This is a genomic window from Singulisphaera acidiphila DSM 18658 (assembly GCF_000242455.2).
In the GTDB taxonomy this organism is placed as follows: domain Bacteria; phylum Planctomycetota; class Planctomycetia; order Isosphaerales; family Isosphaeraceae; genus Singulisphaera; species Singulisphaera acidiphila.
Genome location: NC_019892.1, coordinates 3,510,129 through 3,536,304, shown reverse-complemented (window position 1 = coordinate 3,536,304; position 26,176 = coordinate 3,510,129). Strand labels below are relative to the sequence as shown.

15 protein-coding genes are annotated in these 26,176 nt (G+C 62.6%); 10 read left to right on the top strand and 5 right to left on the bottom strand.

Annotated elements, in window-relative coordinates; translation table 11 throughout:
• Window positions 1-122 precede the first annotated feature (122 nt).
• Window positions 123-2,330 (bottom strand): CehA/McbA family metallohydrolase domain-containing protein, encoded by a 2,208-nt coding sequence (locus tag SINAC_RS13835; RefSeq protein ID WP_015246262.1) that lies wholly within the window; start codon window positions 2,328-2,330, stop codon window positions 123-125.
• Window positions 2,331-3,218: 888 nt separating this feature from the next.
• Between SINAC_RS13835 and SINAC_RS13820 the strand changes: the two genes are divergently transcribed.
• The 4 genes from SINAC_RS13820 to SINAC_RS13805 all read left to right on the top strand — a co-directional run bounded on the left by SINAC_RS13820 (window position 3,219) and on the right by SINAC_RS13805 (window position 7,941).
• Window positions 3,219-4,361 carry a hypothetical protein gene (locus SINAC_RS13820; protein WP_015246260.1) on the top strand — a complete coding sequence of 381 codons (1,143 nt, stop codon included), beginning with the start codon at window positions 3,219-3,221 and terminating at the stop codon, window positions 4,359-4,361.
• Between the two features lie 165 nt (window positions 4,362-4,526).
• Window positions 4,527-5,489: a YybH family protein gene (locus tag SINAC_RS13815; protein ID WP_015246259.1), complete on the top strand. Its 963-nt coding sequence runs from the start codon at window positions 4,527-4,529 to the stop codon at window positions 5,487-5,489.
• Window positions 5,490-5,541: 52 nt separating this feature from the next.
• Window positions 5,542-7,437: a tetratricopeptide repeat protein gene (locus SINAC_RS13810; RefSeq protein ID WP_015246258.1), complete on the top strand. Its 1,896-nt coding sequence runs from the start codon at window positions 5,542-5,544 to the stop codon at window positions 7,435-7,437.
• A gap of 201 nt (window positions 7,438-7,638) precedes the next feature.
• Window positions 7,639-7,941: a hypothetical protein gene (locus SINAC_RS13805; RefSeq protein ID WP_015246257.1), complete on the top strand. Its 303-nt coding sequence runs from the start codon at window positions 7,639-7,641 to the stop codon at window positions 7,939-7,941.
• Window positions 7,942-8,088: 147 nt separating this feature from the next.
• On the opposite strand, the gene SINAC_RS13800 is transcribed toward SINAC_RS13805, so the two are convergent.
• On the bottom strand, window positions 8,089-8,412 hold the full coding sequence (locus tag SINAC_RS13800) for a hypothetical protein (protein ID WP_015246256.1): 324 nt from the start codon (window positions 8,410-8,412) through the stop codon (window positions 8,089-8,091).
• A 442-nt stretch (window positions 8,413-8,854) separates the two neighbouring features.
• On the opposite strand from SINAC_RS13800, the gene nadA reads away from it, so the two are divergent.
• Window positions 8,855-9,808 carry a quinolinate synthase NadA gene (gene nadA, locus SINAC_RS13795; protein WP_015246255.1) on the top strand — a complete coding sequence of 318 codons (954 nt, stop codon included), beginning with the start codon at window positions 8,855-8,857 and terminating at the stop codon, window positions 9,806-9,808.
• A 103-nt stretch (window positions 9,809-9,911) separates the two neighbouring features.
• Here the strand turns inward: nadA and SINAC_RS13790 are convergent, their stop codons facing one another.
• The 3 genes from SINAC_RS13790 to SINAC_RS13780 all read right to left on the bottom strand — a co-directional run bounded on the left by SINAC_RS13790 (window position 9,912) and on the right by SINAC_RS13780 (window position 17,028).
• Window positions 9,912-14,264 (bottom strand): PVC-type heme-binding CxxCH protein, encoded by a 4,353-nt coding sequence (locus SINAC_RS13790; RefSeq protein ID WP_015246254.1) that lies wholly within the window; start codon window positions 14,262-14,264, stop codon window positions 9,912-9,914.
• 377 nt (window positions 14,265-14,641) lie between these two features.
• Window positions 14,642-16,399, bottom strand: a complete 1,758-nt coding sequence (locus SINAC_RS13785; RefSeq protein ID WP_015246253.1) for a serine/threonine protein kinase — start codon at window positions 16,397-16,399, stop codon at window positions 14,642-14,644.
• Complete coding sequence (locus SINAC_RS13780; protein WP_015246252.1) at window positions 16,396-17,028, bottom strand: sigma-70 family RNA polymerase sigma factor; 633 nt, start codon at window positions 17,026-17,028, stop codon at window positions 16,396-16,398. The genes SINAC_RS13785 and SINAC_RS13780 overlap by 4 nt, the downstream gene beginning before the upstream one ends.
• 225 nt (window positions 17,029-17,253) lie before the next feature.
• Between SINAC_RS13780 and SINAC_RS13775 the strand changes: the two genes are divergently transcribed.
• From SINAC_RS13775 to SINAC_RS13755, 5 genes are all read left to right on the top strand, one after another.
• Window positions 17,254-21,525, top strand: a complete 4,272-nt coding sequence (locus SINAC_RS13775) for an Ig-like domain-containing protein (protein WP_015246251.1) — start codon at window positions 17,254-17,256, stop codon at window positions 21,523-21,525.
• A 233-nt stretch (window positions 21,526-21,758) separates the two neighbouring features.
• Complete coding sequence (locus SINAC_RS13770; RefSeq protein WP_015246250.1) at window positions 21,759-22,712, top strand: aldo/keto reductase; 954 nt, start codon at window positions 21,759-21,761, stop codon at window positions 22,710-22,712.
• A gap of 101 nt (window positions 22,713-22,813) precedes the next feature.
• On the top strand, window positions 22,814-23,833 hold the full coding sequence (locus tag SINAC_RS13765; protein WP_015246249.1) for a zinc-binding alcohol dehydrogenase family protein: 1,020 nt from the start codon (window positions 22,814-22,816) through the stop codon (window positions 23,831-23,833).
• A 48-nt stretch (window positions 23,834-23,881) separates the two neighbouring features.
• A complete protein-coding gene (locus SINAC_RS13760) occupies window positions 23,882-25,180 on the top strand; it encodes a tagaturonate epimerase family protein (RefSeq protein ID WP_015246248.1) in 1,299 nt (432 codons plus the stop codon).
• Window positions 25,181-25,246: 66 nt separating this feature from the next.
• Complete coding sequence (locus tag SINAC_RS13755; RefSeq protein ID WP_015246247.1) at window positions 25,247-26,029, top strand: SDR family oxidoreductase; 783 nt, start codon at window positions 25,247-25,249, stop codon at window positions 26,027-26,029.
• Window positions 26,030-26,176: the final 147 nt, after the last annotated feature.

Genomic DNA, 26,176 nt, shown 5'->3' with positions numbered 1-26,176 from the left:
CTCGACCGACGAGCGACTCGATTTCCTGTCTCTCGTTCCCAACTCAACCGAGATCGTATACGAAAAACGCACGATTGTCTAACAATAGTGCAACGAGAGAGGGTAGGCGTCAAAACGATGCTTCATGGCTTCGATTCTTCGAGCCAGACCGGAGAAGAGAACGCGCCGTTGCCGGCGATATCCCAGGCTTCGACGCGGATCCACTGATGCCCCTTGAGTTCGGGCTGGAGGGTCAGAGTGCGACGGCCGAACGGCTCGGTGTCGGTCAAGTCGATCCGCTGGCGAACGACCTTCGTTCCATCGCCCGAGACCAGTTCGGCGAACTCGAGTGGAAACGTCCATTCCAGAGTGATTTGCGTCTCGGGCTTCGACGATATGTTCAGGTCCAGCGTCTCGCCGCTGGCCTTGCCGCCGACGCTGAAGTCACGCAGGAGGACCTCACCGGTGGTCACGAAGAACCGGCCTCCGCGAATCGCGTCGAGCACGGGCTGCCATCCCTCCTCGAACCGTGGGATGTGATCGAGGCGGAGGTAGTTGATATTCATGTGGCCATAGAGTTCGTGCGTGTGGTCGAGCTTGAAGACGTCGACCTCGCCGATCATCTGCTTTTTCCCCCCCCAGTTGGCCATGTCGTCGAGCAGGTCGAGCGCACGCTGGCCGAGCCGAGGGTTCGCAAGGTCGGCCGGCATCGCCTTCCAGGCTGCTCCCAGCCAGGTGTCGGCTCGAAAATAATCCTCGTTCCGGAAGGCGTCCGGCGCCCAGTTCGACGCCTTGATCCGGGGATGCGCGGTCCAGACCAGGCCATGCTCCCGTTCCAGGAGCCGAGTCATGTCCTCGCGACTGCCGACCCGGTAGACCGTCCCCCGGCGCGGGTCTTCCTCGGCGAACGGCTCGCCTGATGCCCGTTTCATGGTCCAGTAGACGGGCTTCGGAAAGAAGGACATCCAGTGCCCGGAGTGCTGCCCCGGACCGGAGATCCCAAGAAAGGTGTCGACCTCCTCGCCCGGCAGGATCAAGAGCTCCGCGTCGGAAAGCCGTCGGCACTCGGCGAACATTGCGTCAAGCTCGGGGAGCCGGAGCGGGCCCGGGTCTTTCTGGTGTCCGTCGCCATGAAATTCACCCAGGTGGACAAAATTGACATTCATGTCCTTGAACATGCGAACAAAGTCAGGGGTCGTTCTCACCCCCCCTTGGGCCGCCTCCTTCATCGCGGCCATTGTGATTGCCATGTGATAGTGGCTGGTGAAGGTGGTGTGCCCGGGAATCTCAGGGAAGCGATCGCCGTGGGTGTAGCGCAGTGTTTCGCGGAGCGCCTCGTCCGCTTTCTTCAGGCTCAGCAGATAGAAGACACCCATGTGCTGCTCGGTGCCCGGAGGGGCATTGAACCAAGGGACATAGTTGCCGCCCCCGGTTTCGGCCTGGCGAATTCCAAACCCAGGCCGCTCGTCGAGTCCACGGTGGTTGCGCCCCTGCCAGACGTTTTGCAGGTTGTCGGTAAAGTCGCGTGGCGTAAAAAACCGGTGCGGCGGCGGAAAGCAGGCTACTGACCCGAGTTCGGATTCGGCAATGATCGCTCGGTGTCGGACGGCCACAGCCTGGTCGTTCGCCTGTTTGTCGAGATTGTGACGTGCGAGTTTCCCTTCGGTATCCATCCAGGCGAATTGCGACCAGCTTGGAGTTTCGGAGGCCAGACCCGCGTCGTAGAGGTAGGCGCGATCGGCCTCCTTCGTGCTCAGCACGCTTTCGACGTTGACGAGCCGGCTTCCCCGGTACACGGTCAGGTGCAACTCTCCCGTGAACGGACCGGCGGCCACGTTGCCCAGGATGACCGAGGCGCGTTGGCCCTGGCTGACCACGCGGATCCGCTTGAGGTCAAGCTGGGCTCGATACGACTGGAACGGACGCTTGGCTGGGTTATCGAAGAAGACGTTGAAAAGGCTCATCCCAGGGGGCCGGTCCGGAGGTGACATTCGCGAACCGACCGTCACGAACGTCACCGGATCGACGTCCTTCAGCAGCGTCGCCAGGGCTGGCTTCTCGTCGTCCACGACGATGCCTATGCTGGCTAGTAGTGGTCTGCCGGGACGAGTGTCGAGGAGGAGTTGTCCCGTCTCCCCCGCCGCCACGGGCCACTCGACTTTGAGCCGACCTGTCTTGGCTTGCTCTTCCGTCGTGATCGTCACGCCGCACTCAGGGTGATAGTCGCTTAAGTCGACGGGGACGATTTCCGCCGCCCTGGCCGTACGGGATAGCGACGAGGCGGCTAGAAGGCCCGCCAGTCCGATTGCCAGGGGAAACTTGAAACGCTTGCAAGTCGCGGAGAAAACCATGCTCGACCTCTTCGACTTGACGGTGACCGAACGCGGGCGTGTAGCGACCCGATCGGGCGGGGGAACGGTTCGACCTTGGGGCGATGTCGCTCGAGAAGGATCAGACTACCTGGGAGTTTATCCGCAGGCTATCGAGAACTTGCGAACGAGTGGGGCCACCTCGAGTCCGTCCCAATCCGGGCCGGGCGACCCTGATCGACCTGGCGATGGCTCTCGGGCTCCACCAGGAAGTGAAGATTCACCGAACGGCGGCTCGGCCTTGGCCTGATGATCAAACTACGTGGCTGTGGAAAGTTGAAGTCCGGAGCTTCAGCCGCCTGATTGTGGCCCCAACGGGCCTGGTGCCCGAATGTCATTTCATCGCCTTTTTGGAATCTCAGGCCGCGGTCGGGTACTGCCTCGTCGCAGGTTGTTTTTTTGTCTGGTTGTATTTGATGGATATGACGCATATGTTATTTGGGGATTTAGGGCTTTGAATTCAATTGATTGGCTTGCGATCTGGGGTGGTTTACCCTTGGGCTGCCTACATCTGGGTGGCTGGGGTCCGTACTCGGCCCCCGTGCGAGAGCCGGCAGACGGTCGCCGAGTACGAGCTCCAGTCGCCTAAATCGTTCGGTCTCTGATTCACTTGAACAAAAATCTCGCTTTTGAGCATGGTTGAATTGTGTGGGCTATGCTGATGAGGCGATCGCGATTGATCGCGATTTGTTCCGGAAACCACTTTTGGTGGCGCACGGTGATGAACTCCATCGCCTTGTCGTTCCGAAGCTGGCCCACGAGGCCCCCGATCAAGACGCTCCAACCTATCCCACGCGGTGGCTGTTTCATCGGTCTCCTCCCCCGTTGGGCGGCCGCTTATCCTCTTTTTATGTTTGAGGAGTTTTTTTGATGCTTCGTTCCTTCGGTTTTGCGTCGGTTCTTGTTGTTGTGCTTTCCGCCCCCGGCACTTCGGCCCACGCGCAATATCGTTACCCCGCGGGGTATGGTGGGTGGGGGGGCTGGGGAGGGGGTGGATCGACCGTTCAGGGAAACATCGCCAGCGGCATGGGGAACTACGCCGCCGGGGCCGGGGCGTACAACGTACAGACTGCGCAGGCCCGTTCCATCAACGCGAACACAGCAATGCAATGGAATGACTACATGTACGCGGTCAACAAGCAGAACAGCGCGACTGTGATGGCCCGCCTCAACAAGCAGCAGAAGAATGTCAACGAAACGGCTGACGCGACGTACAAGCGGCTCCATGACAACCCTGAGCCCCACGACATCCACACTGGAGACGCCCTGAACATCGTTCTCACCGAACTGGCCAACCCCAAGGTGTATACCCAGTTCGTCCAAAAGTCGACGCAACCGATCGACAGCCGGCTGGTCAAGAGCATCAACTTCCAGTTCGCTGCCCAGATGATTCTGATCAGCCTGGACGACATCAGCACTCGGGGCGTCCCCGACGTTCTCGCCACGAACCCGGCCTTCGAAGCGGATCGTCAGGCGATCCGGGCCCTCGTCGCGAAGGGAAAGAAGGAGGCCGAGAGCTCGAACCAGGTCTCGACCGAAACCCTCCGAAGCTTCCGGGAGGCGGTCAAAGTCTTGCAGGGCAAGGCCGACAGCACGTTCGCGCAGGGGACGCGCCAGCGGGACGAGGTCGATAACTACCTGAAGGCTCTCTACGGCATGTCCAAGATGCTCGAACAGCCCAAGGTGGAGCAATTCCTCAAGGGGCTCAACCAGTACCCGACGACGACCATGGGGCACCTGATCACGTTCATGCAGAGCTTTAACCTGCATTTCGGCGTGGCGAAGAATCCGGAACAAGAGGCGGCCTACGACCAGATCTACCCGATGCTTGTGCAACTCCGCGACCAGTCTCAGGGACAGGGCTCGAACCCGGTGACGGCCCAGGCTCCGTTGCCGGACCCGAAGCATGCGACGTCGTTCTTTTCCAGGATGGATTACAGCCACTTCCAGCCTCAGCCGGATCCGCACACCGGTGCCGTGCCCGCGCCCCCCGCGCCGGGACAGCCCCGATAAGCCAGAACCGCGGTCGCTTCCTGTCCGTTTCAGAGTCCCAGGTGATCGCATGATCACAGTCGGGGCGGCTATGATTCGCTGCCCCGATTTCCTGCAAAAAACTCGTGTTCATTTGATGAAAGTTGCGAAGCCTATGCCTCGCAATATGCTTGAGGAGTGACAGGAATGAGACCGGTCTCCCGATGGTTCGGCGTGTTGGTACTTGGGGTTTGCCAGGGCTCCGGAGCCCAGGAAACCGTAAAGTCAGGCAAGGATGCTCCGGCCACTGCCAGGGTGGCCGCCCCGGCGGCAAGTCAGGCCGACGATGCCAAGGCGATCGCTACGCTGATCGCGTCGTTCACGAAAGCGTTCAACGCGGGCGACGCTGTCGCTGCCGCTGCGACTTACTCGGAGGAGGCCCTCGTCGTCGACGAGCAGGGTAAGCGGACCGAGGGCCGCGCTGCCGTGCGTGACCAGCTCGCCGCCTCGTTTGCGGACAACCCCGGCAGCACCATTGCCATCAAGGTGGATGCCCTGCGCTTCCTTGGTCCCGATACGGCGCTCGAGGAGGGCCAAACGACGATCACGCCGGATGGTGCCCGCGGTGTGCCCGAGGTGACCCACTTCACCGTCGTCTACGTCAAACGCGACGGCCACTGGCTCCAGTCGGCCGTCCGCGACGAGATCAGGCACGACCTGACTCCCCACGACCGCCTGAAGGAACTGGAATGGCTCGTCGGGGACTGGATCAACGAGAGCCAGGATGCGGTCGTGCATACCGCCTGCAAGTGGGCCGACAACGGCAACTTCCTGATTCGCGAATTCACCATGAAAACTCACGGTCAGCCGATCCTGAGCGGCACGCAGCGGATTGGCTGGGACCCGGTGCGGGGCCAGTTCAAAACCTGGATCTTCGACACTGAGGGGGGCTTTGGTGAAGGTTACTGGACCCGCAACGGTGACGAGTGGGTGATCAAGGCCGAGGGCGTTCAGCAGGACGGTCGGCATGCCTCGGTCACGAACATTCTGAAGCGGCTTGGTAAGGACCGGGCGAGCTGGCAGTCGGTCGACCGGACCCTTGGCGGTATCGCAGTGCCCGGGATTGACGAGTTCACCCTGGTGCGTAAGCCACCCGAGGCCGGTAAGTAACGTCCTTTGTAACCCGTTCGGTCCCGCCTTTTTTCATATCAGGATTCGACCCATGACGCGCATACTTTGGAAACTGGCCCTTGGCATTTCTCTGGCGACGCTCGCCAGCCCCTCCGACGTCTTTGCCGGCCGAGGCGGAGGCCGTGGAGGTGGGGGCGGAGGCAGGGACGATCGCGGTGGTGGAAGCCGGGGCGGTGGCATGGGGGGAACCCCGTCATTTAGCCAACCTCGCCAGTCGAATGGGACTCGTCCGTCGGGTAACACGGGGTATGGGGATCGGGCTTCCGGTAACCAGCCCGAATCCGGCAGACGCTCTCAGTCCGGCAATCCCTCGGGCTACGCCAACCGCAACCAGAGCCAGTCTCCTTCCGCCGCCGCCGTGGGGGCGGGTTATTCCAACCGCAACCAGAGCCAATCTCCTTCAGCCGCTGCTGCGGGCGTTGCCAATCGCAACCAGAGTCAATCCCCTTCCGCTGCTGCTGCGGGCGCAGGCTACGCCAACCGCAACCAGAACCAGTCCGCTTCGGCTGCCGCTGCGGGCGCAGGCTACGCCAACCGCAACCAGAACCAGTCCGCTTCGGCTGCCGCTGCGGGCGCAGGCTACGCCAACCGCAACCAGAACCAATCCGCTTCCGCCGCTGCCGTAGGCGCAGGCGTTGCCAATCGCAACCAGTCCCCTTCGACCGCAGGCGCCGCTGCCGCTGGTGCGGGTATTGCGAATCGGAATCAGAGCCCGACCTTCTCCAACGCGGGAGCCGCTGCTGCCGGAGCGGATGTTGCGAATCGAAATCAGAGCCCGACCGTCTCCAATGCGGGAGCCGCCGCCGCTGGCGCGGGTTATGCGAACCGCAACCAGTACGACGGGTATCATCCCGGCGTGGTCAACGGTTACTGGAATGGCAATAATTCCGCAGCCTGGGGGGCGGCGGGCTACGGTCTGGGTGCCATGACCGGGGTCGGGGCCTGGGGCACCGGCTCGCCGATGTATTCCTACGGTTATTCGAGCTACAGCAACCCCTACTCCGGATCGGGCGGTGCGGTGCAGCAGGCCGGTGTTTCGCAGCAACCTGGCGACGCGCCCCAGCAGACCGCGGCGCCCGCCTCTGATTACTCCCAGCCGATCAGCACGACCGCCACTCACCCCGAGCCGGCCGTCGCCGATCAGGCGACCGCGGCGTTCAACCAGGCCCGTGAGGCGTTCAAGGCGGGTGACTATGCCAACGCTTTGCAACTTGACCAGCAGGCGCTGACGCAGATGCCCAACGACACGACGCTGCACGAGTTCCTCGCGCTGGTGCTCTTCGCGCAAGGCAAGTACGAGCAGGCCGCGGCACCCCTCTATGCGGTGCTCTCAGTCGGACCCGGTTGGGACTGGACCACCTTGAGCGGGATGTATCCCGACGTTGCGACCTACACCGGGCAGCTCCGTAACCTGGAAGCGTACGTCGCCGCAAACCCCAACTCGGCCCAGGGCCGTTTCGTGCTGGCCTACCAGTACCTTTCCGAGGGGCACGACGAAAACGCGGTCACCCAACTCAAGCAGGTCGTGAAGCTCCAGCCGGAAGACACGCTCTCGGCGCAACTCGTCGCCCGATACCAGCCTTCCGGAGACACCCCGTCCGCCCCCGCCGGGGTGGCCCCAGCCGATTCACCGGCCGTCGATGGGAAGTTGCCCGGGAAGTGGGTGGCCACTCCGGCCAAAGACGCAAACATCGCCCTGTCGATTCAGGACGACGGTCGCTTCACCTGGGCCGCGACGGGTCAGGGAAAGCCGCCGACGACAATCGCGGGGGCGTCGACCTTCGCGGACGGCGTTCTGACCCTCGTCGATCAAGGGGGCCAGAGCGGCAGTCTGGCCGGCAAGGTGATCTGGCAGAACGCCGATCATTTCACCTTCCGACTCGCTGGCGCACCGCCGACAGACCCGGGGTTGAGCTTCGCCCGGTAAGTCTAGAGCGATTTTCATTTGGGTGGATCACAGGCTGGGTGACTGGGGGCCGCGTATGGCCCCCAGTTTTTTTTGCCCTCGCACTGGGGGCCGAATGGCCACCAGCCACCCAGGTGTGGGCAACTTGAGGGGAAACCGCCATACTACTTTTGAGGATCGGACGGTTCTGGAGGCAAGTGAATTTATTTGACGTGAATTGAAATGAGCAAGCAACATAGTAAGCTGTCGCGCGCGATTACTCGTTTCGTCGAGAATCCCATCACCAATCTGGTGAAGGGGATCGTTCTTCTCCTGATCGGTCTGTCCGATGCCTCGAGAACCTTCGCCAATGACCTTGCGCACCAGCAACTCCGTGTCGGTCATGGCCTGATCGTCATCGGGATTTTCAGCATTCTCGGTGCCCTCCCGCACTTGATCGACGGCCTCGAAGCGGGCCGGCGATACCTTGAACTCCGGGATCGGAAAGCCGATCCGGATCACCACGATCCAGGGGGGCAGGCCTGAGAATCGCGATCGGGGAAGGTTTTGCGTCCACGATCGCAGGGCATGGTGTGGTTTGGGGCGGATCGTCGATTCGAAATGAAGCCGGCCGGTCCTTTTGAGGGGCCGGCCGGAACAATTGGTTCTGGTGGGAGAAGACGGTCCGTGCGTCTATCGAAGGAGAAGGAGGATCAAGGCCAGCAGGAGCGGCACGGTGTTGAGAATCAGGCCGGCCACGGAATATCGGGCGACCGACTGATGACCACACTGCGCGAGCAACAGGCCCAGTCCACCAAGAGCCAGTCCGATCAGCGGCGGCCCGAACGGCAGCGAGGCATGAGACCCGATCACCCATCCGGCTCCATGCTGCGGGACGAGTAAGGCGAAGGCAAACGCCCATCCCAGCGCCACCATCAAGCCCAACAGAACGGACGCCTGTCCCAGCAAGAGGGAGAAGAACCAGGCGGTTTTCGGGATCAATCGTTCGGTCCGCATCACGTCCTCCTTTCCTCGAATCGGTGGCCAGTGAAGCCATTCCGTTCGCTTCGCAGGGATATTCGCTCGGCGACCGTCCTTATGCTGAGAAAGAGCATGGCTCGTTCTCGATTCTAACGCGTGCTTTGCTAAAGCATCCCTATGTGTTGTCCTCGGGTCGATACCATCTCGTTACCCCAATTCGGGGCTGACCCGCCGGACTTATCTCCAGTACGCCGGAGGGGCCCCCAAGGTTCAGTCCGTCCGACTTCCCAGCCTGTCGGGGAGGGTTCCATGGCCGAGTTGGTCCCTCGCATCTCCTTGCTCAGTCTGGAGTTCCCCTTGTCTGGCGGGAGATTTCTTGAACAATGGAATCCTGGGCGACGAAGGACAACAGAGGGGCGTCGGTCTGACGCCCGAGTGGGTTACTCCTGCGCCACATAAAAAACAAGGAATCCGCACAATGCCAACCACCACTGCCGTCGATATTTACGACGAGATTGAGGCTCTCAAGGTGCGCGAGGACGCCGCGATCCTCGCGCACTACTACCAGGACGGCGAAATCCAGGAGTTGGCCGACATCACGGGGGATAGCCTCAAGCTGGCCCGCGAGGCGACCAAGATCACCAATCGGACGATCGTGTTCTGCGGGGTCCATTTCATGGCCGAGACGGCCAAGATGCTCAACCCCGAGAAACGGGTGCTTCTCCCCGACATGGGCGCGGGTTGTAGCCTGTCCGATAGTTGCCCTGCGCCGGCTCTCGAGCGGCGGCAGAATCAACTCCGTGCCGAGGGCCGTCGGTTTCAGACGGTCACGTACATCAACAGCACGGCTGCGGTGAAGGCGCTTTCCGACTGGGTCGTTACCTCGGGGAATGCAGAAGAGATCATCAGGAGGGTTCCCGACGACGTTGAGATCCTCTTCGTGCCCGACCGTCACTTGGGCCAGTACCTGATTGAGGTGACCGGCCGGCCGATGATCCTTTGGGATGGATCATGCATGGTGCACGAAGTCTTCAGCGTGGGGGACTTGCTCCGCTTGAAGCGGCGGATGCCGGAGTCGTTGACGATCGCACATCCGGAATGCCCGACGAACATTCGCGAGCAGAGCGAGTTTGTGGGGGGGACCGAGGCGATGATCAAGTACGTCGCCCGGTATGAGGCACCGACCGATTTCTTGGTCGCCACCGAGGCCAACATGCTCTGGCAGTTGGAGGCCAAGGTCCCCCGCCATCGTTACCACCCGGTGCCGGGCGTGACCTGCGCCTGCAACAAGTGCCCGCACATGGCCCGGAACACCCTGGAAAAGCTCCGCGATTGCCTGGCTCACGGCACCCCTGAGATCCTCTGGCAGCCCCAGTTCGAGCGGGCCGCCGAAGTTCTCCGCCGGAGCCTCCTCGATCCGTCGGCGAAGTAATTTTTCTTTGAAGGCGAGGGGGAGCGTCAACTCCCCTGTCTTCCATGTCATGGCGTGATGCCTGGAGAGGGACGCTCGCCCCCAGAGACGAGCGTCCCGAGCTTTATTCCGCGTCCTCGACGGTCACCGCCATCACAACGGGCGCAGTGCCGTCGGGGCCTTTGACGAATTCGATCTGAGTAATAACGTCGTTCCGCTTGGGAGTGATCGCCAGGTAGCGGATCTGCTGACCACGGAGCGGGAACGCGTATTTCGACTCGGGGACGTCGACGCGGCGGATGTAGTCGGCGAAGTGAATCCCGTTCTTGAGCGGATGGTCCTCGGTTGCGCCGCCGGCATAGTGCAGGCGGACGATCATCGAGACCGACCCCTCTGCGCCTCCCGGATAGCCCCAACCGCTCACGCCGCTGAGGAGGTGAATGGTCTTGGCCGGGACGTTGCACGCGAGGCTGACCGACTTTGGCATCGTCGGCGGGAAGGTGCCCGCCGGGCCGAAGAGCATGATGACGTTGGGGACCCGTTCCCCACGCGGGTCGACGAGGCGGAACGGCACGCCTTCGAAAGTCTTGGGCGACCAGTCGCCGAAGATCAGACGTTCTGCTCCGGCGTCCTTGCTGTAGAACATCCCGGTCGTACTGACGATGGTGGCCGACTTGGCCAGGTCGAGCGGCAGAAATTTGCCTCGCTGGGTGAGGAACTCGAGCAGGTTGGCGATCCCCTCGGGATTCACCTGTTTCTCGAAGCCCTCGGGCATGATTGACTTGGGCGACGCTTGCAACTCCTCGACATCCGCGCGGAGGATGACGTGGGGCTTCCCTTCGGCGTCACCCAACTCAATCGCGGTCTTCGTCTCTGACGTCAGAACGCCGACGAAGACCTGGCCATCGGTGGTCGCCACGTTGTACTGGCGGTAGTTCCCCTCAACGCTCCGACTTGGGTCGAGGATGTGGACGAGCAGTTCCTCCTTGGGATGGACGGCCATCCCGGTGAGGTCAGGGCCGACTTTGCCCCCCTCGGCGCCATGGGTGTGGCACTTGAGGCACTGCTGCTGGAAGACGACCTTGCCGAGGGCCGCGTCCCCTTTGCGAAGGACGAGCGGAGAAAGCTCTTCGATCACTTTCTGGCGGTCGGCATTCGGCAGGCTCCCGCCTCGAGCGAGCAAGGCCCGGGCCCGCTGGCGGATCTTGGCTTCGGGATGGGCGGCCAGCGACTGGGTCTGATCGAGGGTCAGGTCGCCCAGCGAGACCTCCTGGTTCTCGATCGCATTCAAGAGTGCGGTGGTCGCTACCGGCCGGCGAAGCAGGACTCCAATGGCGGTCGATTTCGCTGTGGGCGTGAGCCGGCCGATGAGCTTGACCAGGGCCGGTCCGACCGACTCCGCCCTACTCTCGCTCAGCGCTTCGATGATCCCCTTGGCGAGCGTGGGCGAGGTTCGGGGCGTGATGATTTCGAGCAGTGAATCGACCACGCCGGAGTCGTCCGGCCGGAAGCCAATCAACTGCTTCGCGGTGGCGATCCGCTGGTTCTCAGTCTGCTTCTCGTCTTGAACATCCGCCAGGAGCGACTTGCCAACTTCGACGGCATAGGTCTCGAAGTGCCGACTGCCCCAGGCAGTCGCCAGGCGAAGGAGTTGCCCCTTCGCCCCTGGCGAGATCCGGGTCAAGACGCCGGCCAGGGTCTTCTCCGCCTTCTCGTCAAGCGTTGCCGGCCGATCCTTGGGCCAGCCTTTGACCAGGCCGGCAACGACCGCCTCGACGACGCTGGGGTCCGCGTCGCCCAATGAGGCGATCAAGGTGTTGACTGACGCGATCGGGCCTCCTCGGGCATAATGCTCGGCGACGATGTTCGTGACGGCGAGCAGACGGGGAGAGACGGGTTTCGTCGTGGCGACAGCCTGAAGGAACCCGAGCGCATTCCGCGCGGCGACGGCCGTGGCCGCGTCGGGGATCCAGCGGTCGCCGGCATTCTCCGGCTTCATCAGCAAGGCCGCGACCGCCTTGCCGACACCCGTTGATTCGGGCATCTCCGAGAGCGCCAAGAGTGCATTGAGCCGGACCAGGGCGTCGGGATCGTCGATGAGCCCCTTCGTCAGGATCGCCTCGAGGGATTGCGGGTTCCGGGGGAGGACTTTCAGAGCGTTCATCCGCACGCCGGCCGACTTGTGCCCGAGCGCCTCGATGGCGACACCGGCCGCCTCGGGGTGGGTGCCGTCCAGCGCTCCGAGACCGTGGATTGTCCAGAGGGCGTGGATGGCCGCCGGATTCAAGCCGATCGCGTCCACTCCTGGGTCGCGTGTGAGCGCGAACAAGGCGGGCAGGACGTCACGATCGCCGCGCTCGACGAGGAGTCGTTGAGCGTGGATTCTCCAAAACATGTTGCTGTTCTTGAGCGTATCGACAAGTTGCCCAGGCGTGGCCTTCGCCAGCGAAAGCGGAGGTGCGAGCTTGGAGGCTCGATTCACAATGCGGTAGATCCGGCCGTGCGTCTTGTCGCGAAGGTCGGTCTCATAGGCCCCTCCCCGCCCCGTCGCGAAGCCGGCCGGGGTCGGGTTGTGCTGCACGATGTAGTTGTACCAGTCGATGACCCAGACCTGGCCGTCGGGGCCTACCTCGGCCATGGTCGGGGCGGTCCATTCATCGTCGCTGGCGAACAGGTTCACCGGGTTGGTTGAATGGAAGTCGCTCCCTTCTCGGGTCAGGACGAAGGTGCCGACGAGATGGCCGGTCGGCTCGGCGACGAACGCGGTGCGGTTCCAGTAGAACTCGGGGTAGGCTCGGGCAGTGTAGAGCGCATGCCCTGCTCCCGCAGTGTACCCGCCGTGATGGTCGACCTGGCGGACCCGGTCGGTCACGGCTTTGAACATGTGAGTGTCGGCGATCATTCCCAAGACGCTGGACGACCAGCCGCGCACCGCTTCGTAATAGCGGTTCGGGATTGCCAGGTACATGCTCGGGTTGCGGTTGGCGGTCGACCCGAAGACGAGCCCTTCTTCGCTGATCCCGACTCCCCAGGAGTTGTTGCTCGTGCTCCGGAGGAACTCGAGCGCGGAACCGTCCGACTTGAAGCGGTAGAACCCTTGCGAGAACTTGAGCGCCTCGCCGCCCACCTGCCCCGAGAAACCCGAGTAGCCGACCATTCCCCAAATCCAGTTGTCGAGTCCGTAGCGCAGGTTGCTCGGTCCGGCATGGGTGTCGTGGGTTCTCCAGCCACCGAAGAGGACCCGCCGCTCGTCCGCCTTGTCGTCGCCGTCGTTGTCCTTGAGGAAGAGGGTCTGGGGCGCCTGATGCACGATCAGGCCGCCTTGAGAGAAGGTCAGGCTGGTGGGAATGCTCAGCTTGTCGGCGAAGATGGTGAACTTGTCCGCCCGGCCGTCGCCGTCGGTGTCTTCGCAGATTTTGATCCGATCGCGGCCGAGTCCTTCGGACTTCAGTTCGTTCGGATAGTCGACGCTCTCGGCGATCCAGAGTCGGCCCCGCTCGTCCCAGTTCATGCAGAGCGGCTTGTCAATTTGCGGTTCCGAGGCGAAGAGTTCGGCGGTGAATCCTTCGGGAACGATGATGTGCTTTTGTGACTCGGCGGGGTCGACCGGGCGCTGCATCTTGTTCCATTGCCCGTCCCCTTTGGGGTTACCGTCCGGTGGATAGAACGCGATCTTGGCTTCATCGTACTCGAATGGCTTCACATTCGGGTTCTTGGGAGTCATCGTCGGCAGCGGCGGGGCGGATCGATCGGCGAATGCCCCGGCGACAGCCGGGTCGGTTGCCGAGGCCCAACGGATCCCGCGTTCGAGGAGATTTTCAAAGCCAGGGTGGCCCCAGGTGCGTTCGTCGTGGCCCCAGGCGGTATAAAAAACTCGGCCTTTGCCTTGGGTTCTGACCCAGGTCCAGGGCTCACGCCCTTGGTTGTCCACTCGGTAGGCGAGAACGGTCCGACCTTCGGTGTTGTGCTGGTGGTGGACGTAGGTCTCGTCCCAGCTCTCGAAGCCACGATACCCCTTCATGAGCGGGTGGTCGGGCTCGGCGATCGTGTCGCGCATGACCCCCGTCCCGTGGCGCAGGAATTGGGCACCCATCAAGGCAACGACCTTGGCGGAGTTCCGGAAGCAGTACGAGGCGCAGTGCACCGGAACGAACCCGCCTCCGCCGTTGACGTAGTCGAGAAGGGCCTGCTCCTGGTCGTCCCCGATCTTGTCGATATTGGCGTAGAGAAGAACGGCCTTGTATCCGGCCAGCGTCTTCGGATTGAGGTCGTTGACGTCCTCGCTGTAGGTCAGCTCGATGCCGCGCGATCGCAAGACGGGATCGATCTGGCGAAACCGGTCTGCCGGGCGATGATGCCCCTGATCGCCCAGGAAAAGAACCCGGAGCGGATCGGCCGCCTCGGCGAATGGCACAGAACCCAGAAAAAGAGCCGAAAAGGTCCAGACGACGAGCGCCTGCTTCGCCATCGATCTCATGACGAGGTCTCCGAACCGCGCGATGTGGGCATCAGAAAGGAAGAAAGCACGATGAGGACGATTCGCTTGTCAAGAATCTTAGAAGAATTGCGCCTGATGCCACAAGGGGAGAGGCCGACAATTGAGGTGAGACCCACGCATTTGAGGAAAAGCACGCTCCGACCTGGATGACGTCCGCTTGGCCGTTACCTCATCCCTTTGCATCGATCGGGAACTCGTCTGTCCCGTGCTTGTGACACGTAAAATGACCTTCCAAAAATTGTGTGGGTTGATCGTGTTTGTGTATTATTGTTATGTTGATGATTTTGAAAAATGATCTACTTCGCGATCGGGAATTCCAGGCGACCCAGGTTTGAGCAATTCGCCGGTCAACGGCGCTAGGCGATTCGTCGGGGATCTGGGGAGGAGAACTCGACGAGTCTCGGTTCCCAGTCGAATTGGGAGTGATCGTTGGAATTCTCAGGTTTGGCGGTGAGAGCGATCGCCGATCGAGCGAGGGTGTTCAAAACGACCAGCAGGAGCACGATCTCGAACGGCCAACGGTCCGATAGTTTGTCGAAGATCCCTCCGTAATTGAGAACGGTCCGTCCCGTCAGAGAAATCATCAGGCAGACTGTGAAGCTGAGCGAGCTGAGGAAGCCTGCCCAGAGGGCGAAGCGAGAGCCTCTGAGGGTTTTCAGGCCGAGGATCAAGGGGGGGGCGTCGAAGACGGCGAAGCCCAGGAGTAAGTCCTTAAAGAAATCGCGAGGCCTTGCCACGTGGAGCGTTCCGAACTGGTAGCCGAGGAAGCAGAGCGCGGCGATTGAGATCGTGAGCGCCCCGAGTGAGATCAGGGCGATCCCCGCGTCGCGGATTCGTCGGGGATCTTGGTGCCAGCGACGAAAATGGCTGAGACGGCGAACCGGGCTGGCTGAGATCGGTTTTCCTGCCAGGAAGTTTTTCAAATCCTCGGCGAGTGCCTGGGCGGTCGGATAGCGATCGGCGGGGGACTTCGCCATCGCCTTGAGGACGATCGTCTCGAGGTCGGCGGGAAGGGCCGGGTTCTCCCACCGGGGCGCCGGGGGGGCTTGTCGGCCGATCCGGAGCAGCAGATCGTGGCGGTCGTCGCCCGGAAACGCGGGTCGGAGCGTCAACAGTTCGTAGAGGGTGACGCCGAGCGAATAGACGTCGGTGCGGTGGTCGATGAGGGAACGCTTGCCGAGGGCCTGTTCGGGACTCATGTAGCGCATCGTTCCGACGAGGTCCCCGGTCCGGGTCAACTCGCCGGCGCCTCCGAAGAGGGCCAGGCCGAAGTCGGTCAGCCAGAGATGGCCGTTGGCATCAACGAGGAGGTTCGCAGGCTTGATATCGCGGTGGACGATTCCGACGTCGTGCGCGTGTTGCAGCGCCTCGGCGGCCTGGAGGCCAATCGAGGCGGCGAAACGGTAGAAGACGTGGGATCGGACCGCGGAGTCCGACGCATTCACCATGGATTGCGAGCGGGGAGCCGGGCGGTTCCCCGAACTGTCCGAAGAGGCGCTGGAGACTCCAGGGGGAGACGAGTTGTCGTCGTCCTGCCCTGATGCGGATTCGGCTTCGCCCCCTGGTCTCAAGCTTCGGATCCATTGAGCCAGGTTCGCGCCTTTGATGAACGGCATTACGAGATAGTGGAGCCCTCGGTTTTCTCCGACCGAATAGATCGGGACGATGTTCCGGTGATTGAGGCTCGCCACGGCCAGGGCTTCGAGCTGGAACCGCTGAATCAGGCGAGGGTCGAGCGCGGCGGCGGCGGTCAGGACCTTGAGCGCCACGGAGCGTCCGAGGGGGACTTGAATGGCTTCGTAGACAAGTCCCATTCCCCCTCGGCCGATCTCGCGAACGATCCGAAATCCATCGAGGGAGATCTCCCCTGATTTCGCCGCGACCGAGGAGGGGTCGGATCGCGAGCCGCCGAGATTGGCGAGGGCGGCGATGGTGTCAAGGAGCCGGCGCACTTCCTCGGTCTTCTCAGGGTAGCGGAGTGCGAATCCTTCAAGGTCGACCGGCTCACCCGCTTCGATCCGGTCGACCAGGTCGGCGAGTTCTTCGGCGAGGACCTGGCTGGCCTCCTCCCCCTGGCTGGTTCCCTTGGCTTGCAGATTCTCGGGGCCGGTCATTGTCCCGGCTCCGCGCGTTCTTGGTCGATGAGGGCGCGGAGCCGTTGAACGGCTCGGAGGTGACGCATCTTCACTGCGCTCAGGCCCATGCCGAGGGTTTCGGCGATCTCGGCGAACGGAAGTTGTTCCTGGTGGCGCATCACCAGCACGTCGAGGTCGGTGGTGGGGAGTTGCTGGAGCATCAAACGCACCCGCTGGCGTTGCTCCTCGCGGAGGACGGCGCAGCTCGGGCTGGAACCCGGGTCGGCCAGGAGGTCGACCAGTTGAGCGGCCGAATCATCGGGGAGGCCCAGGTCGCTCACCGCCTCGCGGCCGACGGCTCGCTTTGATGTTCGGATGTGATAACGGTGGATTTGAGCAAGCCGTTCCAGGGCGAGGCGACGGAGCCAAGCTACGAACGGGAGGGGGCGATCGCGGACGAACTCGGGAAGCCTCGCCCCGGCGGTCGTCAGGGCTTCTTGAACGATGTCCGAGGGATCGACGCGCCGGCTCAGCCGCCGGTCCATCCGGACCGCGACCATCCGCCGCAACCGTTCGCGGTGTCGGGCGAGCAGAGCCTCCACGGCATCGCCATTGCCTTGGATGGCCTCGCGCAGTAATTCCTCGGTCTCGGGGTTTATCGAAGACATCGCGTCGCCTGGCTCAGCGTTTCAGAAAATTCTTTCTGGCAGGTGTGACGATCGGCCCCGTTTTGCAGGAAAGAGTGAGCCAGCCCTCCTTGGCCCGCCGCCTTGTCTCGTCCGGCCTGGTGGAGGTGTGGTAATCCCCGACCGGCGCCAACTTTATTCCCCCACTGCCCCGATGGGTTCGCGCACTCCGACGGGATGGGGGTTTCCACGTACGCGGATGCAGCCATGAGCCAGATCAACGCTTCCAAGAACTCCCCCTCCCGAGCCGCGCGTCGCCCCCCGCTTCGGAAGCGACGAACCCTACCAGTGCTCGAGTCGCTCGAGAGCCGCGAGCTACTCACCATCGCATTCGATTTTCGATACAACCTTGACGCAAGTCAAACGTTCGCGAAGGACATCTCGTACCGCTTGAGGCTTGAAGAAGCCGGCCGTGAGTTGGGGGACCGTCTGACGGATCGGCTTCTGCCGATTAAACCCACGGCTGACAACACCTGGAACGCCACGTTCACGAACCCGTCCACGGGCAAAGACGAGGTCGTCAAAAACCTCAGTGTCCCCGAGAATACACTTGTCGTCTATGTCGGATTTCGGCACCTCGACGGTTCAAACGAACTTGGCGAAGGGGGCCCGGGCGGTTATTCCAATATTGCGACCTCGAACGATCCCAACTGGATCCCCACTGTCAGAGCACGCGGCCAGTCCGGGGCACTCGCAGCCAGGGCGACCGATTTTGGCCCTTGGGGAGGGTCGATCGCTTTTGATATCGATCGACTGTTATCTGGTAAGAACGACTTCTACTCGGTCGCTCTGCACGAGCTGGGACACGTGCTGGGTATTGGAACGGCCAAGTCCTGGAAGACATATGTCAGCGGTGATGTGTTTACAGGCCCTGCCGCCAAGGCTCACTATAACAACCAGAACGTTCCCCTGAACGCCGATCACGACCACTGGGCGGAGAAAACCGCCGATCCCAAGTCGGTGCTGAACCCGCGCGGTGAAGCCGCGATGACCCCGACCCTGACAACGGGGGAGAAGAAACGCTTCACGACTTTGGACTTCGCCGCACTTCAGGACGTCGGCTGGAATGTGATCGGTAACGATTTGGGGGGTGGGGTCCTCAAAGGCAGGGTCACTGACGCCAACGGCCGAGGAGTGGGGGGAGTGCTCGTCGCGGCCAACTGCGTTGCCGGGGCCGGCCTCGAACTGGGGATTCCTCTCGTCCCGTTGTTCTGGAAAGTCACCGACGCCAACGGCTATTACCAGGGCTCGGTCCCCGCAGGCGGAATCTGGCAGGTCACGGCGGACGGACGGGGATTGCACGCCTCCCGAAACGTCGAGATCAGCCCCGCCGGGGCCACCGCGAATTTCGCTCCCTCGGCCGGAGTTGGTTTGGTTGGTTCTCCGGAGGCCGTCGACCTGTCCGGGGACTACGTCATCCTCGGCGAGGGAGACGGGGCTGATAACCAGATCACGATCGGTCGCAATGGCGCCAATCTCGTTGTCACCATCAACGGCGTGACCAGCACCCGTCCGCTCGCATCCCTCGGCGCGATCAAGATCCGGACCGTAGAGGGGGACGACACGGTTGTAATCGACTTCAGCGGCGGCAACCCGATCCCTGCTGGAGGCCTTTTCTTCGACGGTGGGTTTGACGCCGGTGGGGGCAACACGCTCATTCTCCAAGGGGGGACGTTCTCGTCCACCGACATCAATGCGACCGGCCCGGGGGAGGGGACGATCACGTTGGACGGCTCGGTGATTGCTTACAGCGAGGTGAGCGGAGTACGGATCGCCTCGGTTCCGGGCCAGGTGAAGTTCAACGCCGCGAATAACCACAAGCATGATTTCCACGTTGACGCGGGGGGCGGTCTCGGCCTGCGACTCCGTGAGAGTGGTGGACTCGCCGATTTCGCCTTCGCCACCCCGACGTCGCTGAGGATCAATGGCGGCGACGGGATCGACATCTTGTACGTTGACTTCAACAACGGGAATCCGATCCCTGCCGGAGGTCTTTCCTTCGACGGTGGCGCAGGGTTCGACAGCCTGGTCCTCCAGGGGACCTTGCCGTCCGGACGGTTCGCGAAAGAGGTCTACACGGCAACGGATGCCGGATCGGGCACGATCAGCTTCGACGGGTCGATTGTCGCCTTCACGAACATCGAGCCGATCGACGACACCGTTCCCGTGGGTAGCTTGACCGTCAACTTGCCCGCCGGCGATCAGACCGTCAGAATCAGCGACTACATCGACTTTAGCGATCCGGCCCCGACGTTCGTTAAGACCGAGATTGCCAGTAGCGTTTTGAATCCCGGCTTTGAGTCGATCCGTTTCGCCAATAAGACCGAGGTGACCGTCGCCACCCAAGGGGGCAATGACGTCATCAGCCTCGACAATTCCACGCCGGCCACCGGTTTGGCCACGTTGAGGATCCGCGCGGGGGCCGGGAACGACGAGGTTCGTGTCTCCCGCCTTGGGTTCGCGGATGGCGTGACCTACGACATCGACGGCGGTGCCGGCATCGACCGGCTCGTGTACGACTGGAACAACTCCTCCGTGAGTTTGGGGTGGTTTGCAAGCAGCTTTGAGCAGATCGTTTACTTGAACGTCGCGCCTCTTCCGCTCACCAGTCTCGACCCCGCGCCGGCGATTGCCGCCGTGGAGGGACAGAACCTGATGAACGTGGTCGTGGCTCGGTTCGCAACCGTCGAAGCGTATGCGCATGTAAGAGCGAGCGACTATACGGCCATCATCGATTGGGGTGACGGCACCACCTCGCCCGGAGTTGTCGTTGGCACCGACCCGTCTCAGTTTGCCGTGACCGGCACCCATGCCTACAACGACAATCGCGCCTATACGATTCGCACCACGATCACCTACTTGGGCGGTCGGTACGACGACGGTGTCCTCTCCATCCAGTTTACGGCGGGATCGCCCCAGACCTTGGCCGCCTCGGCCACGGTGTCCGGTGCCTCGCTCACGGCGACGGGGGCGGAAATTCAGGCGGTCGAAGGGACGTCGGGGCTCCAGACGGTCGCCACGTTCTCGTCTGCGTCGCTGAACCCGGCGCTCGCCGCGAAGTACACGGCCTTGATCGTTTGGGGCGACGGTACGACCTCCTCGGGCGTGGTCGCCTACATCGGGGGAACCTCGTACCGTGTGACGGACAACCACACGTACCGCACGCCGGGCCGATATCCGGTCACGGTCGAGGTTCGCGAGCTTGGTGCCGGCGGCGCGTCAGTCCTGGCCCAGGGGACGGCCAACGTCGTGGACGCGAAACTCACTGTCGAGCCGGCGACGCTTGCGACGATCCGAGAAGGGGGGGCATTGGCCAACACCCTAGTCGCTCGGATCGTCGACGCCAATCCGACGAGCAGCCAGGCCGGCGATCTTCAGGCCTGGATCGACTACGGAGACGGCACCCCGGCCGCACTTGGCGTCGTGACTCCCGTGGGGGCCTTGGCCACGGGGGAAATGGTCTATGAAGTGCGAACCAGCCACGCCTATGCGAGGCGCGGGTCGTACACAATCACCGTCACGGCCCTCAGCGCCTTCGGAGCCAAGAGTTCCGCGGGTGTGGCACTTCGGGTCGACGACGTCCCGATCGTTCTTACCGCCCGGCTCGATCCCTCCAGCGACAGCGGACTCTCTTCAACCGACGGGATCACCAACGTCGTGAGACCGACGTTCAACGGGACCTCCGAACCGTTCTCGATCGTGGAGGTTCTCGTCCACGCGGTGGGGTCGGCCAACTCGATCTCGGTTGGTCGAGCCGTGGCGGATCAGGCCGGACAGTGGTCGATCACGTCAACCCCGCTCCCCGACGCCTTGTACGATGTGACCGTGAAAGCCGTGGACCGGTTTGGCGACACCACGGCGCAGATCACCCTGCCGCCGCTCACGATCGACACCAAGGCGCCGGTGATCGTCGGGGCCCGGCTCAGGCCGCGTCTCGGCCGCCTCGAACTCGATGTTCTCGACAATCAGACCGGCCTGAACATGGCGAGCCTGCTCAACTCGTCCAACTACGCCGTGCGACGGACGTACCCGATAAGCCCGCGTGCCGTTTTTGTGACCTCGGTCACGACGGCGGCTCTGGGAACCACCGTGGCGGGGAGACCGCAAACGATCGTGCTGACCCTCAACGGCGGTCGAAAGATCGGTCGCGAGCACCTTGTCGTGAGTGTGAATGCGGCCGGTATCGAAGACCTGGCCGGTAATGCCCTGGACGGTGACTTTACCGGGGTTTTCCCCTCCGGCGACGGCAAGCCGCTCGGCGATTTCCGCGCCGCACTTCTCACCAACGGCGTGAAGACCTTCACGCCTCAGCCGGTCGGTGGCTTTGCGGATCCGAAGACCCCGCCGGGCTTTCGGGGCTTGGTGGGCGGCGCCTTCGTTGCCAGGAAGCCCAATGCGCCGGCCATCGCTCGAGCGTTCAGGAAAATCACCGTCAAGCATGCGGAATCCACCGGAGTCCGTGGCGGCCAACACCACTGATTCGTTCCGTTGATGTCGCTCGGGAAGCGAACGCCCCATCTGCGATTGGCCGCTTGGCCTTTCGCGGTGGGGTGTTCGCTTTTTGGGTGGGTTGGAGAATCCATCGTCTCCCAAAAAAAGGAGATCGCTTTCCGGGGCAAGGTCATGGATCTTGCGTCCCGATTGGATACGATTGCGGTCATCTCTCGCGTAATGACTTTGGCTGCTCGTGCGACGACCTAGGATCGTGCCTCATGATATTCCGACCTTTGGGCCGGACCGGCCTTCAATTGTCCCAGCTCAGCTTCGGTGCCTCGTCACTGGGACAGGAGTTCCGACCGGTCGATCTCAATCAGGCGATCCGATCGGTTCATGTGGCGCTCGACTTGGGGATGAACTTTATCGATACGTCCCCGTACTACGGCCGGGGGATGAGCGAATGCCTGCTCGGCGTGGCGCTCCGTGAGATTCCCAGAGACCGGTACATTCTGGGGACGAAGCTCGGCCGCTATGCGCCAGGCCATTTCGACTTCTCCGCCCGTCGCGTGGTCGAGAGCGTGGACGTGAGCCTCGAACGCATGAAGGTGGATCATCTCGACATCGTGCTCTGTCACGACATCGAGTTCGTCGAACTCGCACAGATTGTCGAGGAGACGCTGCCGGCGCTCCGGCGACTCCAGACGCAGGGCAAAGTGCGGTTCGTCGGCATCAGCGGCTATCCGATGGCGATCTTCAAGGCGATCCTCGACCGTGCCGAGCTCGATGTGATCCTCTCGTACAACCACTACACGCTTCAGAATACGATGCTCGTTGACTTGCTCCCTGACCTGCAAGCCAAGGGAGTCGGGATCATGAACGCCGCGCCCTTCTCGGCGCGGCTCCTGACCAATGCCCCGCTTCCTCCGTGGCACAAGGCCACTCCGGAGGTCCGCGCGCTCTGTCGTAAGGCCGCCGAGCACTGTACCGCACGGGGCGTGGATATTGCCCAGCTCGCCTTACAGTTCTCGATCGCGCATGAAGACATGGCGACCTGCATCGTCGGCTCGGCGAACCCAGAGAACGTCAAGAGCTGGGTCGATTGGGCTCAGACGCCGATGGATCCGCAACTCCTGAGCGAAGTGCTGGCGATCCTCCGCCCGATTCACAACTGGTTCTACACGGAGGGGCGGCCGGAGAATAACGACCCCCGCCCCGCGTCCGGCAATTAATTGAGTCCACGTGATATGAGATCGTGGTGTGATGTGAAGTAGCGAACAATTGACGGAGCACAGGCCGCTTCGGCCTCCGGCCTACTCGTGGAGGAACTTCGATGAAAGCCCTGTTGTTGGAATCCCCCAAGAACCTCAAGCACGTTGAGATCGACTCACCAGGCCATCCCGGGCCTGGCGATGCGCTGGTGCGGGTTCATCGGGTGGGCGTCTGCGGGACCGACATCAGCGGCTACCTGGGGAAGATGCCCTTCTTCAGTTATCCTCGAATTCCAGGGCATGAGCTTGGTGTCGAAGTTCTTGCGATCGGCGAAGGGGTTACGCAAGTCAAGCCGGGCGACCACTGTTCGGTTGAGCCTTACATCAACGACCCGAACAGCTATGCGAGCCGCCGTGGGCATCCCAACTGCTGCGAGAACCTCCAGGTGCTTGGCGTCCACCGTGATGGCGGGCTTCGACCGGAGTTCATCCTCCCGGCGCGAAAGCTTCATCCCTCCCTCTCGTTGACCTTCGATCAGCTTGCGATCGTCGAGACCTTGGCGATCGGCTGTCACGCGGTCAATCGCGCCGCACCGCTGGGGGATGAGTCGGTCCTGATCATCGGCGCGGGCCCGATCGGGCTTTCGACCTTGGAGTTCGTCAAGCTGACCGGCGCGAAGACGATCGTCCTGGACGTGAACGAGCACCGGCTCGATTTCTGCCGACGCGCGATGGGGGTCGAGCACACCGTCAAGAATTCCGACCACGTCGAAAAAGACCTGCGCGACTTGACCGACGGCCACATGCCCGACGTGGTGATCGACGCGACGGGCAATAGCGTCTCCATGTCGAACGCGTTCGGTTTGATCGCGCCCGGGGGGCGGATCGTTTTCGTCGGGATCACGACCGAAGAGGTCCATTTCAAGCATGCCCTGTTCCACAAGCCCGAGGGCACGTTGCTCTGCTCACGTAACGCGCTACCGGCCGATTTCCGGCGGATCATCGGGCTCATCGAGGAAGGCATGATCGACACGAAGCCCTGGATTACCCACCGCGCCGCGTTCGACGACCTGCCCGGTCTCTTTCCGTCGTATACGAAAGCCGAGACAGGTGTCATCAAGGCGATCGTTGAGGTTAACTGATCCTGATTAAAAGGCGTATGACTGCCTTGGCCCCGGAGCCTTCGACCGATGACGCAGAGGACGACTGACCAGGCCAACCCCCCGGCCTGTGTGACCTTGGGGCTCGAGCCAAGCTTTGGTTTTGGTGACCGTATCGGGCTGGCGACCCCGGGGCACGTCGAGGCGATGCAGCGCTCAGGAGCCGGCATTCAGCCCATTTTCCCCCAGCAATCGATCCGGGAGATGGCGCGCACAGGTCGAACCCCGTTGCAAGTGATGAACGACGCGCTGGGGGGAATGCGGGCTGCCGGCTGGAACGGCCGCACCGGCGCGGATGCGGACCACCTGAAGACCACGGCGGACGTCGACGTGACGGCCGCCGTCGGTTTCACCTTCTTCACGATCGACCCGTCCGATAGCGTCGACGCTCACGCCGATGACTACGACGAGGCAACCCTCCGCACACGGTTCGCCGCTGTCGCCGATGAGGTGGATTGGGTCCAAAGCTATCAGGGCAAGTCGGTCGGGCTCGCCACGGGAACTGTTGTCCAGTTGAACGAAGAGGCCTGCCTGCGCGCGGCTGTGAAGTATGGCCGAGCCTTGAACCATGCGCTTCGGATCGCGGAACATATCGCAACGGTCCACGACCAGGCGGGTCGGGACTATGAGATCGAATTGAGCGTCGACGAGACCGAGCAGCCGACCACTCTGGCTGAACACTACATCGTTGCCGATCAATGCCTCAAACGCGGAATGAAGCTGGTCAGCCTGGCCCCGCGCTTTATCGGCGACCTCGAGAAAGGGGTCGACTACAAAGGGGACGTTGCCGCGCTCGAGCACTCGCTCCATGATCATGCTGCGATTGCCACGCTGCTCGGTCCGTACAAGCTGAGCCTTCACTCAGGCTCTGACAAGCTCTCGATGTACGCGGCGCTGGCACGGGCGACCCGCGGCCGCTTTCATGTGAAGACGGCCGGCACGAGCTACCTGGAAGCGCTGCGGGTGGTCGCTCGCCATGACGTCCCCTTGTTCCGCCGGCTTGTCGAATTTGCTCGAGGACGCTACGAGACCGATCGGGCGACCTATCATGTTTCAGCGACCCTTCGCTCTGCGCCGCCAGCGGCGGAAGTCACGGAGCCTGCGGACTTGGAGCGGCTCTACCTGGAATCGTGGGCGGATGTCCCGGCAGGGGCCGGTTTCACCCACCCTGGGCGGCAAATCCTGCATTGCACGTTCGGGTCAACCTTGACCGACCCGGTGCTTGGCCAGGCGGTTCGAGCAACCCTGGAACGGCACCCGGACACCTACACCGAGGTGCTTGCCGATCACTTCAGCCGACACCTGGACGCCCTTCGCCTCGGGATGTGAGACAATAGACGAGATCGAGCCGGGGACTCGGAATCGACCTGGATTTCTTTGAGAGGAAGAGCGGCGATGACCCAGAGTTTTGTCGAGCAGTTGTTTGGCTTGTCAGGGCAGGTGGCCGTGGTCATCGGCGGTACAGGGGTTCTGGGCGGTGCATTGGCCGAGGGATTGGCGAAAGCCGGAGCGAAGGTCGTCATCGCCGGACGCGACCCGGAGAAAGGGGCCGAGCGGGTTGATGCGATCAAGTCGGCCGGCGGCCGGGCCAATTTCGCGCCAGTCGACGTCACCCAGCGCGACTCGATCGTCGCCCTGCTCGATCACGTGCTCACGACCGACGGCCAGGTCGACATGCTCATCAACGGCGCGGGGGTCAACAGCGCCAGCTCTTACCTCGAGGCGAAGGACGACGATTGGGATCGCGTCATCCAGAGCAATCTCAAGGCGGTTCACTGGGGCTGCCAGATCTTCGGTGGTCAGATGGCCCTGGCAGGTTGCGGATCGATCCTCAACATCGCCAGTGTGACGGCCCACCTGCCGCTCTCCCGCGTGTTCGCCTACTCGGCCGCCAAAGCGGCCGTCGTCAACCTCACGCAGAATGTCGCCCGGGAACTGGCCCCTTCGGGCGTCCGGGTCAATGCGCTGAGCCCCGGCTTCTTCCCGGCCGAACAGAACCGCAAGATCCTCGACGCTGCGCGAACCGAAACCATCATGAAGCAGACCCCGATGGCCCGGTTCGGCGAACCTCGCGAACTCGTCGGAGCGACCCTCCTCCTCCTCTCCCGGAACGCCGGCTCGTTCATCACCGGGGCGACCTACTACGTCGACGGCGGTTTCACGGCCATGCGGCTTTGAGGTCCGACTTCGCGCTCAGGGTCTGTCCCAGAAGGCGAATCGCATCGGAGTTTTTGATAACCTTCCGGGTGCCATGCGGTTCCGTACTCGGAACCCATGCGGGAATGCCTTGGCCTGTGGAGCACGGGGTCCGAGTACGGAACCCGT

Excerpts from the sequence above, each read along its gene's own strand:
- SINAC_RS13805 (WP_015246257.1), top strand. The coding sequence starts at position 7,639 with ATGAGCAAGCAACATAGTAAGCTGTCGCGCGCGATTACTCGTTTCGTC.
- SINAC_RS13755 (WP_015246247.1), top strand. The coding sequence starts at position 25,247 with ATGACCCAGAGTTTTGTCGAGCAGTTGTTTGGCTTGTCAGGGCAGGTG.
- SINAC_RS13775 (WP_015246251.1), top strand. The coding sequence starts at position 17,254 with ATGAGCCAGATCAACGCTTCCAAGAACTCCCCCTCCCGAGCCGCGCGT.
- SINAC_RS13815 (WP_015246259.1), top strand. The coding sequence starts at position 4,527 with ATGAGACCGGTCTCCCGATGGTTCGGCGTGTTGGTACTTGGGGTTTGC.
- nadA (WP_015246255.1), top strand. The coding sequence starts at position 8,855 with ATGCCAACCACCACTGCCGTCGATATTTACGACGAGATTGAGGCTCTC.
- SINAC_RS13810 (WP_015246258.1), top strand. The coding sequence starts at position 5,542 with ATGACGCGCATACTTTGGAAACTGGCCCTTGGCATTTCTCTGGCGACG.
- SINAC_RS13765 (WP_015246249.1), top strand. The coding sequence starts at position 22,814 with ATGAAAGCCCTGTTGTTGGAATCCCCCAAGAACCTCAAGCACGTTGAG.
- SINAC_RS13785 (WP_015246253.1), bottom strand. The coding sequence starts at position 16,399 with ATGACCGGCCCCGAGAATCTGCAAGCCAAGGGAACCAGCCAGGGGGAG.
- SINAC_RS13835 (WP_015246262.1), bottom strand. The coding sequence starts at position 2,330 with ATGGTTTTCTCCGCGACTTGCAAGCGTTTCAAGTTTCCCCTGGCAATC.
- SINAC_RS13820 (WP_015246260.1), top strand. The coding sequence starts at position 3,219 with ATGCTTCGTTCCTTCGGTTTTGCGTCGGTTCTTGTTGTTGTGCTTTCC.
- SINAC_RS13760 (WP_015246248.1), top strand. The coding sequence starts at position 23,882 with ATGACGCAGAGGACGACTGACCAGGCCAACCCCCCGGCCTGTGTGACC.
- SINAC_RS13770 (WP_015246250.1), top strand. The coding sequence starts at position 21,759 with ATGATATTCCGACCTTTGGGCCGGACCGGCCTTCAATTGTCCCAGCTC.
- SINAC_RS13780 (WP_015246252.1), bottom strand. The coding sequence starts at position 17,028 with ATGTCTTCGATAAACCCCGAGACCGAGGAATTACTGCGCGAGGCCATC.
- SINAC_RS13790 (WP_015246254.1), bottom strand. The coding sequence starts at position 14,264 with ATGAGATCGATGGCGAAGCAGGCGCTCGTCGTCTGGACCTTTTCGGCT.
- SINAC_RS13800 (WP_015246256.1), bottom strand. The coding sequence starts at position 8,412 with ATGCGGACCGAACGATTGATCCCGAAAACCGCCTGGTTCTTCTCCCTC.